This window comes from Proteus hauseri (genome assembly GCF_040139125.1).
GTDB lineage: Bacteria > Pseudomonadota > Gammaproteobacteria > Enterobacterales > Enterobacteriaceae > Proteus > Proteus hauseri_B.
In genome coordinates this window covers 151,410-163,461 of the sequence record NZ_JBEEUB010000004.1, presented here as the reverse complement: position 1 = coordinate 163,461, position 12,052 = coordinate 151,410, and the positions used below count along the sequence as shown (strand labels likewise).

The window sequence follows — 12,052 nt, the reverse complement described above, 5'->3', positions numbered from 1 at the left end:
TACACACAGCAATATTTTATATTCTTTAATCTCGCCTTTAAATCTATTAATATAATAGGCGAAATCATTAATTCGATGAAACATTTGTTTCGTTGATATTTATATTAAGAGAAATGCGTTAATTATGCTCTAAGAATTATCTCAATAAAAAGATTATTATTATATTTAAAATTGAATATAACCTGCTGGTAACAAACAGGTTTAAAAAATAAAAAATGTTTCAAAATGTAAGTTTTAATAAATAAATTACTCTTAAATTGATAATCTTTATTAAAGTTTAACCTAATATATATAGTGTATGTAAGTATCAACCCTTACATACACTATTATTATATTAATCTTTTTCAATAAAGTTTTTATTCATAAACTCTACGGTCTCTGATAAATCAGGATTAGGTTTTGGTACTTCATTAATCCATGCATTTAATAAACTATGACCAACAGCAAGAACCACGGGACCAATAAATAAACCAATCATACCTAAAGTTAAAATCCCACCAATAACCCCAGTTAGAATAAGTACCATGGGTAAATCTGCACCCATTTTTATTAGATAAGGTCGTAATACGCCATCCATAGTGGCAACAGTGCCACCCCAAATAACCATTACGACACCCCAGGTTGTATCGCCAGTCCAGAATAACCACAATACAGACGGAATAAGCACTAATAGAGGACCAATTTGTGCCAAGCAGCAGATAAACATAATAACGGTTAATACGGTAGCATAAGGCACACCTGAAACCGCAAGACCAATTCCACCAACAATGGCTTGAATTAATGCGGTTAATACCACACCAAGTGCTACAGCGCGAATAGACATTGACGCTAATACAATTGCCGCATCACCACGTTGTCCTGCCAAACGTACAGCAAAATGACGTAACCAACTAACAACGTTCTCACCTTGTAAGAACAGTAAACCAGAAAACAGCAACATAATGGCTAAATGAAGTGCAAAACGACCAATATTCAATGCTTGAGCAAAAAACCAGTTAGCCGCTTGACCAATATAAGGCTGTATTTTGGCAATAAGGGCATTTCCCCCTGAAACCAAAATAGAGTGCCAAGTATTATAAAGTTTCTCACCAATCATCGGAATATCATTTAACCAGAGCAATTGAGGTGGTTGGATATCTGATGGTGATTTGGCAAGCTCAATCAGTGGTGCGCTATTATCAATAACACTACTGATTAGCAACACAATAGGAATGACGAAAACCAGCAAGATGAGGATCATCATTATCATGGTTGATAACCAACGATACTTTACTTTTTTTTCTAAAATAATCAGTAAAGGCCAGGTGGCAACGACAATCATTCCTGCCCAAATAAAGCCGACAATAAATGGATTTAAGATCCAAAAGCTGGCGATAATAAAGAAAGATATAAAAAGAACAGTGAATAAAATTTTGGGTATATCTGTATGGATCTGCGGTTTTTCCATGATTTTAAATCCCTACACGAATAAAAATGCTAAGAGCAGATGAATAAACATGGCAAATATCATGTTGTTTATATCACTACGCAATTTGCCAGAATTGTATGATAAGGTGAATAGGTATCGATCTGAAAGTACAAAAAGAGGCATACGTATTTTTAGACCTACCTTGAGATGATTTAATATTAAGCAATGTGGACAATTAGATTAAAGAGCTATAACAAATGATCCCACGTATATCGCAAGCACCGCAAGTAAGCGAACTCACAACTGAATTTTTAGAAACACTCCGACAAAACGGATTCACCGGTGATATCTCTAGCACTTATGCAGACAGACTCACCATGGCGACAGATAATAGTATTTATCAGCTACTACCACAGGCAGTCGTTTTTCCCCGTTCAACAGCTGATGTCACTATTATAGCGCGTTTAGTCGATGAACCACGTTTTCATTCACTTTCTCTTACACCAAGAGGTGGTGGTACTGGCACTAATGGGCAGGCATTAACTGACGGTATTGTGGTGGATTTATCTCGCCATATGAAACGTATTATTGATATCAACCCACAAGAGCGCTGGGTCAAAGTAGAAGCTGGTGTGATAAAAGATGAGCTAAACCTCTTCTTAAAACCCTATGGTTTCTTTTTTGCACCTGAGCTTTCGACGAGTAATCGCGCAACACTGGGTGGCATGATTAACACTGACGCATCAGGGCAAGGCTCAATGGTGTATGGTAAAACCTCAGATCATGTTTTAGGTGTTAGAGCCGTATTATTAGGGGGTGAATTACTTGAAACGCGTGCTATGGATACTGCATTAGCGGAAAATCTTGCACAAGAAAGCTCTGCTATTGGTAAGATTTACCAAACCGTGTTGTCTCGTTGTAAAGCGCAGCGGAAACTTATTTTAGATAAATTTCCTAAATTAAACCGGTTTTTAACAGGTTACGATTTGCGCCATGTGTTTAGTGATGACATGAAGCGTTTTGATTTAACACGAATTTTAACTGGTTCAGAAGGAACGCTAGCATTTATTACTGAGGCAACACTCGATATTACACCTATTCCTAAGCAACGTAGTTTAGTCAATGTAAAATATGACTCGTTTGATTCAGCACTGCGTAACGCACCGTTTCTTGTAAAAGCCAATGCACTTTCTGTTGAAACCGTGGACTCTAAAGTTTTAAACCTAGCGCGAGAAGATATCGTCTGGCATTCAGTAAAAGAGTTAATAACAGATGTGCCTGATAAAGATATGCAGGGGCTTAATATAGTTGAGTTTGCAGGTGATGATGACGTCTTAGTTGCCTCGCAAATTACGTCACTCTGCCAGCGCTTAGATGCATTGATGAATGATGAACAAGGTGGCGTAATAGGTTACCAAGTTTGTGATAACTTAGATGAAATCAATCGTATTTATGGTATGCGCAAAAAAGCCGTTGGCTTATTAGGAAATGCAAAAGGGCAAGCAAAACCGATCCCTTTTGTAGAAGATACCTGTGTGCCACCAGAAAATTTGGCTGACTATATAACGGAATTTAGAGCATTACTCGATAGCCATCAGCTTAATTATGGCATGTTTGGTCATGTTGATGCGGGTGTTTTGCATGTTCGCCCAGCGTTAGATATGTGCGATCCACAACAAGAGTTGTTAATGAAATCGATTTCTGATGACATCGTTGCCTTAACTGCAAAATATGGTGGATTATTATGGGGAGAACATGGAAAAGGCTTTAGAGCGCAATATAGCCCAGAGTTTTTTGGTGAAACGCTTTTTCATGAGCTTCGCCAAATAAAAACGGTGTTCGATCCTCGAAATCGACTGAACCCAGGTAAAATTTGTCCACCGTTGGATAACGATGAACCAATGAAACAAGTTGATACCATTAAACGGGGTACTTTTGATCGCACTATTGCGTTATCTGTACGTCAAGATTTTCGTGGTGCACTAGAGTGTAATGGTAATGGTTTATGCTTTAATTTTGATGCTAAAAGCCCAATGTGTCCATCAATGAAAATAAGTGGTCAACGCATCCATTCACCCAAAGGACGAGCCGCATTAGTCAGAGAATGGTTACGTTTACTAACAGAACAGGGTGTCAGTCCTAAGCAACTTGAATCGAGTTTTGCAAATAACAAACCAAGCTTACGTGGATTGATTGAGAAAACCCGTAATACATGGAAAGCAAAACGCGGTGAATATGACTTCTCTCATGAAGTTAAATCCGCAATGAATGGCTGTTTGGCATGTAAAGCCTGTTCGACTCAATGTCCGATTAAAATTGATGTTCCTGCATTTCGTTCTAAGTTTACAGAGCTTTATCATCAGCGCTATTTACGCCCATTAAAAGACCATATTGTCGCTAATGTTGAGTTAACAACGCCGTTAATGGCAAAAGCACCTGCATTTTTTAACTTTTTTATGAAACAGCCTTTGGTGCAAAAAGTAAGTAAACATACGATAGGTATGGTAGATTTACCCTTGCTTTCGACGCCAACATTAAAACAGCAATTAGCCGGTCATAAAGCATTAGATATGACGTTAGAAGATCTAGAACGTTTATCTGATAAGCAACGTAGTCACCATGTGCTGGTGGTGCAAGATCCGTTTACGAGTTATTACGATGCAAAAGTTGTTGCTGATTTTATTAAACTTATTGAAAAAATTGGTTTTAAACCCGTATTGTTGCCATTTTCGCCTAATGGTAAAGCACAACATATTAAGGGGTTTTTACAGCAGTTTAGTAAAACAGCACAAAAAACCGCCACTATGCTTAATCGAGTTGCTAAATTAGGCATTCCAATGGTGGGGGTTGATCCTGCATTAGTGCTCTGTTATCGCGATGAATATCGTGAAATATTGGGTGATAAACGGGGTGATTTTAATGTCCAACTGGTTCATGAATGGCTAAGTAAATTAGTCAGTGAACCGATTGATGTTCGCGATGATGTTGAAAAATGGTATCTTTTTGGGCACTGCACTGAAGTTACCGCACTACCACAAAGTATGAAACAGTGGCAGGCCGTTTTCCAGCGCTATGGGCAACCACTTGAATTTGTGAGTACTGGCTGTTGTGGAATGGCAGGTACTTATGGCCATGAGCTCAATAACTATGAAAACTCGCTGGGTATTTATCAGCTTTCATGGGGAGTTGCCTTAAAAACATTGCCAGCAACACGCTGTTTAAGTACGGGATACTCTTGTCGTAGTCAAGTAAAACGTATTGATAATATTATGCTAAAACACCCCTTACAGGCGCTTTTGGAGATTATACCATGATATGGAAACGAGAAGTAACGCTAGAGCAGCTTAACCAAATTGGTCAAAATAATATGATGAGTCATCTTGGTATTGAACTAACTTGCCTTGGTGACGATTATCTTGAAGGAACTATGCCTGTTGACCATCGTACTAAGCAGCCTTTAGGGTTATTGCATGGTGGCGCTTCGGTTGTATTAGCTGAGACATTGGGTTCTGTTGCGGGTTATCTCTGTACAGAAGGTGAACAAAAGATAGTCGGTTTAGAAATTAACGCTAACCATATTCGTGCTGTAAGAGAAGGCAAGGTTAGAGCGATTTGTAAACCCATTCATTTAGGTCGTTCACACCAAGTTTGGTCAATAGAGATTTTTGATGATGCAGACCGCCAAGTTTGTATTTCAAGACTAACTACATCGGTTATTGCTTAAGCGCGAATTAATTATTAACGCACAAAGAATATAATTATCTTTGTGCGTTTTTTATTATAAAAAAAGTGAATAGAAGATAATAAATAACGCTTTATTTAAATGTTTTTTAATGATAATCATTATCTTCACGATGTCTCCACTATGGAAATTTAAGAAAATAAATAATGTTAACTATTTCAAAATTTAAAACAGCAATCATACTAATTGCTAGTTTATTATTGAGTGCTTGTGATGATAATTCTACAACCAGTGAGCGTAAAAAAATAAGTCATTATCCTGTTCAATTAATGTCAGGATTTAATATCCATTACCCAACCTCATTTTCAATGAGTAGAAAAGATACTGAACACTACTTTCAAATATTACCTGATTATGTCCAAGATGTGACAACTGAAATGTTGGTATATAAATCAGAGCCTATTTGTAATTTGGCAGAGGTTCGTCTGGTTTATTTTAAAATGAATAAGATAATGACTTACGATATAGATTCTGGTGCACAAGGGATTGTTGATAACATTGCACTATTGGATGGAATGAAAGAAATTTTCACATCGATAAAGCCATTAGATATTTCAGGGTTTCAAGGTCGCCATGTTCTTTTTGAAGGCAAGATGGCACAAGAGAATGTCAGTTATGAAGGTGTATTAATCTCTGATACGAAAAACAATCGTGTATGGCAGCTACAATTTATTGGTGATGTAAATAGCCAATCAAATCGTAATAAATATCGCCAACAACTTGAATGTACAAGTGGATATATTGCTTCAATTACTATCGAAAAATAAGTTGAGAGAGCACACAATCCAATAAGAGATAATCACAACGGTGATGATATCTTATCCATCAAATTAGAAGCATAAAGAGAAGATAAAACGATTTTTAAATGCTCCTTTTTATGCTTTTTTCTCTACATTCCAATGATAAACATATAAGGTGTATTTACATTGCAACTTTTATGCGTATTGTGCGAAATAAAAAGATAATTCCAAATTTTATTTTTGAAATGAAAAATATCAAAGTGATATATTACAGTTAGTTAGCTATTACTCGTAACTTGGCTGACTCAAAAATAGAACAAAAAATAAACATTCCCATAATATCCTTTTAAAAAACAGGGTTGAAGTGATAAGGGTTATCATTACCATTAGAGTTGGGAAAGATATTATTCTCCTTTTGAAATGAGGTCAGCAATGACAAACAATGTTGAAACTTTTTCTCTTAACGACACAACATGGCAAGGTATTGTATTAACGGATAATGCCGCAAAACATATTTGCCATTTAGTAGAGAAAAACCCTGAAAGTCAGGGACTTTCCTTAAGTATCAAACCATCTGGGTGTACTGGGTATGGCTATGTTATCGAGTTAGCCGCTGCGCCAACAGAGGATGACATTGTTTATGAACATAACGGTGCAAAACTGTTTGTTTCATTAAAAGCGATGCCTTTTATCGATGGTTTGGTTGTTGATTATGTCCGTGAAGGACTCAATCAGATGTTTAAATTTAATAATCCTAAAGCTCAGAATGTCTGCGGATGTGGTGAGAGCTTCGGGGTATAACATAGTGAAGTCAGATTATGTCTCAGAGCAATGTTGAAATAGGTGATGAAGTTCAGGACTGGCTGAGCTCACATCACTATAAAGAAGGCTTTTATACCGATATATCTACGGATACCCTTGAGAAAGGGTTAAATGAAGCCGTTGTTCGTGCAATATCGGCAAAAAGAAATGAACCTGAGTGGATGCTTGAGTTTCGACTTGATGCTTATCGCCATTGGTTAGAAATGGAAGAACCGCATTGGCTTAAAGCAGATTATCCATCACTTGATTATCAAGATTATAGTTATTATTCAGCACCATCATGCAGTTCTTGTTGTGCTAATGGTAGTTGTGAGAGTGGTTCTAATGAAGCAGTTGCAAGTGATAAGCAAGCCGTTCAGGATTATCTAACTAAAGAAGTTGAAGATGCATTTAACCAACTTGGTGTGCCTGTAAGAGAAGGGCAAGCCGTTGCTGTTGATGCGATTTTTGACTCCGTTTCTGTTTCGACGACTTATCGTGAAGAACTTGCTGAACATGGCATTATTTTCTGCTCATTTAGCGAAGCTATTCAAGAGTATCCTGATTTAGTTCGTCAATACCTCGGTACTGTGGTTTCTAGCCACGATAACTACTTTGCAGCACTCAATGCGGCGGTCGCTTCTGATGGCACCTTTGTTTATATTCCAAAAGGTGTGCGTTGCCCAATGGAGTTATCCACCTATTTTCGTATTAATGCGGCACAAACTGGTCAGTTTGAGCGCACGATTTTAGTGGCTGATGAAGGCAGTTATGTGAGTTATATCGAAGGCTGTTCTGCGCCAGTACGTGATACTTATCAATTGCATGCCGCTGTGGTAGAAGTCATTATTCATAAAGATGCAGAAGTAAAATATTCCACAGTACAAAACTGGTTCGCTGGTGGTGATAGTGAAGGTGGTATTCTTAACTTTGTGACTAAGCGTGCTATCTGTGAAGGTGAAAATGCCAAAATGTCATGGACACAATCAGAGACAGGATCTGCTATTACTTGGAAATACCCAAGCGTGATTTTAAAAGGGGATAATTCAACCGCTGAATTTTTCTCTGTCGCGTTAACCAATGGTAATCAGCAAGCAGATACGGGGACGAAAATGATCCATATCGGCAAAAATACCAAATCAACCATTATCTCTAAAGGTATTTCTGCGGGTAAAAGTCAAAACAGCTATCGTGGATTAGTCAAAGTGCTCCCTTCTGCTAAAAATGCACGTAATTTTACGCAATGTGACTCGATGTTAATTGGTACCCAATGCGGTGCACATACTTTCCCTTATGTGGAAGTAATGAATAACTCAGCACAACTTGAACACGAAGCGACAACGTCACGTATTGGTGAAGACCAACTGTTTTATTGTCGTCAGCGTGGTTTAAGTGAAGATGATGCAATCTCAATGATTGTAAACGGATTTTGTAAGGACGTATTCTCAGAATTGCCGCTGGAATTTGCTGTAGAAGCACAAAAATTATTAGCAATCAGCTTAGAGCACAGCGTTGGTTAAGCATTAGCTTATTTCTGAGTATATCAATACCGAAGGCATATATTATGTTAGATATTAAAAATTTACATGTCAGTGTTGAAGGCAATGAAATCCTAAAAGGATTAGATTTGCAAATCCGAGCAGGCGAAGTACATGCCATTATGGGACCCAATGGTTCAGGCAAAAGTACCTTATCGGCAACACTTGCTGGTCGTGATGAATATGAAGTCGATGAAGGTTCTATCACCTTTAAAGGTAAAGATCTTTTAGCGTTAGAACCCGAAGAGCGTGCGGGCGAAGGGATCTTTATGGCATTTCAATACCCTGTTGAAATTCCCGGTGTGAGTAATCAATTTTTCTTACAGTCTTCTGTTAATGCAGTAAGAGAATACCGTGGTTTAGAGCCATTAGATCGCTTTGATTTTGAAGATTTTATTGAAGATAAAATCGCACTACTTGATATGCCTCAAGACCTGTTAACACGCTCTGTTAATGTCGGTTTTTCTGGTGGTGAGAAAAAACGTAACGATATTTTGCAAATGGCAGCGTTAGCGCCTGAATTATGTATCTTAGATGAAACGGATTCTGGGCTTGATATTGATGCGCTGAAAATTGTCTCTAATGGCGTAAATAGCCTACGTGATGGTAAACGTGCTTTTATTGTTGTAACACACTATCAGCGGATTTTAGATTATATTAAACCTGATTATGTGCATGTGCTTTATCAAGGAAAAATCATTAAATCGGGTGATTTTTCATTGGCGCAAAAATTGGAGGAACAAGGTTATGGCTGGCTTATTGACCCTCAATGAAAAACGTGAAAAACAGCGCCAAGTAGATCAACGCAACCAACAAGCATTGAAGACATTTTCAGATTTGTATCATCAGCGTAAAGGTGAAGATAATCTGCATGCCCGTAATCACTGGTTGCAAGTTGAGAAAGTCGGTTTTCCTATTTATCGACATGAAGATTGGCACTATACGCCACTTGATGAAACACTAAATCAGCAATATCGCATATTGCCACCTTTTGATGTGCAAGAGATTGTTGCGAAGCAAGCGTTACCGTTAGACTGCTATCGTATTGTGATGGTTAATGGTACTTTTTCACCCACTGAAAGTAGCAAAGATTTTGGTCCTTATCAGGTGACTTTACTTGATAACCAAAGTGAATTACCTGACGCGGTTAATGGTGAAGTATTTTTACACTTAGTGGAAAGCTTAGCACCACACCCACTGTTTGTTACCTTAAAATCAGGTGTAATTGCGGATAAACCGCTTTATATCTTGAATATTACCCAAGGTAATCACACTGATGATATCAATAGTGCTAATTATCGTTTCCACTTTGACATTGGTGCTAATGCACAAATGCAAGTGATTGAGCACTATATTAGTGATAACGATGATCATCGCCATTTTACGGGGGCAAGATTAACGGCAAATATTGGCGATAACACCTCATTCAATCATCTTAAGTTAGGTTTTGAGAATACCGTTAGTCAGCATTTTGCCCATAATGATCTGATAATAGGTCGAGATGCTCGAGTTGATAGTTATGCCTTTTTATTAGGCTGTAAACTTACTCGTCATCATACTAGTTCAGCGTTAAATGGTGAAAACACTGAGCTATCGATGAACAGTGTGATATTACCTAAAGCCGGTGAAATCGCGGATACCAGAACTTGGTTGATACATGGTGAGAAAAACTGTCAGAGTCGTCAATTGCATAAAACTATTGCAATGGATGCAGGTAAGGCAGTATTTAACGGCATGATCACTGTAACGCCTCAAGCATTAAAAACTGATGGTCAAATGACCAACAATAATTTGTTATTAGGTGAAAAAGCGCAAGTCGATACCAAACCGCAACTTGAAATTTATGCTGATGACGTAAAATGCAGTCATGGGGCAACGGTTGGTCGTATGGATGATGAACAACTGTTTTATTTACGTTCTCGTGGTATTTCGTTGAATGAAGCTCGTAAGATGATTATTCATGCTTTCGCTGCTGAATTAACCGAATCATTAGAAAATAGCGTAATTAAAGCGTGTGTGTTGGATAGAATTAATCAGCGCTTATCTGAGGTATAACCGTAATTATGACGCAATCTATTGAAAAAGCGCGTGATGATTTTCCTATTTTGTCACAGCAAGTGAAAGGTAAACCACTGATTTATCTCGACAGTGCAGCCAGTGCTCAAAAACCAATTTGTGTCATCGAGCATGAGAAAAGTTTTGCGTTAACACAATATGCCGCGGTTCATCGCGGCATTCATACGTTAAGTGCAGAAGCGACAACTCTCGTTGAAAATGTACGTAAACAAGCGGCTGACTTTTTGGGTGCTCATAGCGAAGAAGAGATTGTTTTCGTTAAAGGGACAACAGAAGGTATTAATTTAGTTGCTAACACGTATAGTCAGCGTTTTCTTAATGATGGCGACAATATCATCATTACGGAAATGGAACACCACGCCAATATCGTGCCTTGGTTTATGCTATCGAAACAGTATGGTTTTGATATCCGCATTATCCCAATGTTGCAAGATGGCAGACTTGATTTCGTGAAGTTACCACAACTTATTGATGAACGTACTAAGCTACTCAGCATTACTCATCAATCAAATGTATTAGGCACTGTTAATCCAGTGGCTGAGATAATTCGTGATGCTCGCCAATATGCAACTCAACAAGGCGGTGATTTACATATTCTGGTCGATGGCGCACAAAGTGCAATGCATCAACTTATCAATGTTGCACAAATCGATTGTGATTTCTTTGTTTGTAGTGGTCATAAACTTTATGGACCTACGGGCATTGGCTTGTTGTATGGTAAAAAAGCCATTCTTGATGAATTGCCACCATGGGAAGGTGGTGGTGCGATGATTAAGCATGTTCATCTTAACGGTGATATTACTTATGCAGATGCCCCTTGGCGTTTTGAAGCTGGCACACCCAATATCATTGGTATGATAGGTTTAGGTGCGGCATTAAATTATCTTAGTCAATTGGGAATGGAAGCCATTGCAGAGCATGAAAATAGCCTAATGCAATATGCCCAAGCGCAACTGACAAAAATAAAATCGCTGGTACTGTATGGTAATGAAAGTCGACAAGGTGTGATAGCGTTTAATTTAGGTAAGCATCATGCTTATGATGTAGGTACCTTTCTTGATAATTATGGCATTGCTATCCGTACAGGACATCATTGTGCGATGCCAATTATGGATTTCTATCAAGTTCCTGCAATGTGTCGTGCTTCATTCGGCTTGTATAACAGTAAAGAAGATATTGATGCATTAGTGAATGCACTGTTACGCGTTGAGATGTTACTCGGTTAAATAAGAAAAGATAAAGAGGTTATTTATGGCGGTTGCCAACTTACCTGATGAAGCTAAATTACTGCGCAATTTTTCTCGTTGTCAGGACTGGGAGCAGCGCTATCTCTATATGATGGAATTAGGCGAACGTCTTACTCCATTAACAGATAAACAGCGTATTGCAGCTAATTTTATTGAAGGCTGCCAAAGCCAAGTGTGGATAGCGGTTGAGCTTAATGAACAGCAGCAGCTTATGCTTGCGGGCGACAGTGATGCAGGTATTGTAAAAGGGCTAGTGGCATTAGTGATTATCTTATTTCAAGGTAAGAGCATAGAACAAGCATTAGCGACAGATGTAAAACACTATTTTGCATCCCTTGAGCTTGAAAGCCACTTAACGCCATCTCGGACTCAGGGGTTGCACGCTATGGTTACAACACTGATTAAGCGTTTTTCGGATTACACTGTAGCGTAAATGTTATCTAATCTCGTGGTAATATTCTAAACTGGCTTAATATATGATAAGAATAAAGTACTATAAT

The 12,052-nt window shown here is 38.1% G+C and carries 10 protein-coding genes; 9 read left to right on the top strand and 1 reads right to left on the bottom strand.

The annotated features are described in order from the left end of the window. Positions 1 to 334: 334 nt before the first annotated feature. Positions 335 to 1,447 carry an AI-2E family transporter YdiK gene (gene ydiK / locus ABN099_RS08865; RefSeq protein WP_349463312.1) on the bottom strand — a complete coding sequence of 371 codons (1,113 nt, stop codon included), beginning with the start codon at positions 1,445 to 1,447 and terminating at the stop codon, positions 335 to 337. 218 nt (positions 1,448 to 1,665) lie between these two features. Between ydiK and ydiJ the strand changes: the two genes are divergently transcribed. The 9 genes from ydiJ to sufE all read left to right on the top strand — a co-directional run bounded on the left by ydiJ (position 1,666) and on the right by sufE (position 11,985). Continuing rightward, positions 1,666 to 4,722, top strand: coding sequence for a D-2-hydroxyglutarate dehydrogenase YdiJ (gene ydiJ / locus ABN099_RS08860; RefSeq protein ID WP_349463311.1), 3,057 nt, complete (start codon positions 1,666 to 1,668; stop codon positions 4,720 to 4,722). After that, positions 4,719 to 5,132, top strand: a complete 414-nt coding sequence (locus ABN099_RS08855) for a hotdog fold thioesterase (protein WP_349463310.1) — start codon at positions 4,719 to 4,721, stop codon at positions 5,130 to 5,132. The genes ydiJ and ABN099_RS08855 overlap by 4 nt, the downstream gene beginning before the upstream one ends. 164 nt (positions 5,133 to 5,296) lie before the next feature. Continuing rightward, positions 5,297 to 5,917 carry a hypothetical protein gene (locus tag ABN099_RS08850; protein ID WP_349463309.1) on the top strand — a complete coding sequence of 207 codons (621 nt, stop codon included), beginning with the start codon at positions 5,297 to 5,299 and terminating at the stop codon, positions 5,915 to 5,917. Between the two features lie 405 nt (positions 5,918 to 6,322). Beyond that, the gene (sufA, locus tag ABN099_RS08845; RefSeq protein WP_349463308.1) at positions 6,323 to 6,691 is read left to right on the top strand and encodes a Fe-S cluster assembly scaffold SufA; all 369 of its coding nucleotides are present in this window, start codon (positions 6,323 to 6,325) and stop codon (positions 6,689 to 6,691) included. A gap of 17 nt (positions 6,692 to 6,708) precedes the next feature. Next, positions 6,709 to 8,211, top strand: a complete 1,503-nt coding sequence (gene sufB / locus ABN099_RS08840) for a Fe-S cluster assembly protein SufB (RefSeq protein ID WP_349463307.1) — start codon at positions 6,709 to 6,711, stop codon at positions 8,209 to 8,211. Positions 8,212 to 8,255: 44 nt separating this feature from the next. After that, positions 8,256 to 9,002, top strand: a complete 747-nt coding sequence (gene sufC / locus ABN099_RS08835) for a Fe-S cluster assembly ATPase SufC (protein WP_349463305.1) — start codon at positions 8,256 to 8,258, stop codon at positions 9,000 to 9,002. Beyond that, positions 8,977 to 10,284, top strand: coding sequence for a Fe-S cluster assembly protein SufD (gene sufD, locus ABN099_RS08830; RefSeq protein WP_349463304.1), 1,308 nt, complete (start codon positions 8,977 to 8,979; stop codon positions 10,282 to 10,284). The genes sufC and sufD overlap by 26 nt, the downstream gene beginning before the upstream one ends. Before the next feature lie 8 nt (positions 10,285 to 10,292). After that, a complete protein-coding gene (gene sufS / locus ABN099_RS08825) occupies positions 10,293 to 11,531 on the top strand; it encodes a cysteine desulfurase SufS (RefSeq protein WP_349463302.1) in 1,239 nt (412 codons plus the stop codon). A 25-nt stretch (positions 11,532 to 11,556) separates the two neighbouring features. Next, a complete protein-coding gene (gene sufE / locus ABN099_RS08820) occupies positions 11,557 to 11,985 on the top strand; it encodes a cysteine desulfuration protein SufE (protein ID WP_349463301.1) in 429 nt (142 codons plus the stop codon). The last annotated feature ends 67 nt before the right edge of the window (positions 11,986 to 12,052 follow it).

Coding starts and splice junctions, on each gene's coding strand:
- ydiK (WP_349463312.1), bottom strand. CDS start 1,447: ATGGAAAAACCGCAGATCCATACAGATATACCCAAAATTTTATTCACT.
- ydiJ (WP_349463311.1), top strand. CDS start 1,666: ATGATCCCACGTATATCGCAAGCACCGCAAGTAAGCGAACTCACAACT.
- ABN099_RS08855 (WP_349463310.1), top strand. CDS start 4,719: ATGATATGGAAACGAGAAGTAACGCTAGAGCAGCTTAACCAAATTGGT.
- ABN099_RS08850 (WP_349463309.1), top strand. CDS start 5,297: ATGTTAACTATTTCAAAATTTAAAACAGCAATCATACTAATTGCTAGT.
- sufA (WP_349463308.1), top strand. CDS start 6,323: ATGACAAACAATGTTGAAACTTTTTCTCTTAACGACACAACATGGCAA.
- sufB (WP_349463307.1), top strand. CDS start 6,709: ATGTCTCAGAGCAATGTTGAAATAGGTGATGAAGTTCAGGACTGGCTG.
- sufC (WP_349463305.1), top strand. CDS start 8,256: ATGTTAGATATTAAAAATTTACATGTCAGTGTTGAAGGCAATGAAATC.
- sufD (WP_349463304.1), top strand. CDS start 8,977: ATGGCTGGCTTATTGACCCTCAATGAAAAACGTGAAAAACAGCGCCAA.
- sufS (WP_349463302.1), top strand. CDS start 10,293: ATGACGCAATCTATTGAAAAAGCGCGTGATGATTTTCCTATTTTGTCA.
- sufE (WP_349463301.1), top strand. CDS start 11,557: ATGGCGGTTGCCAACTTACCTGATGAAGCTAAATTACTGCGCAATTTT.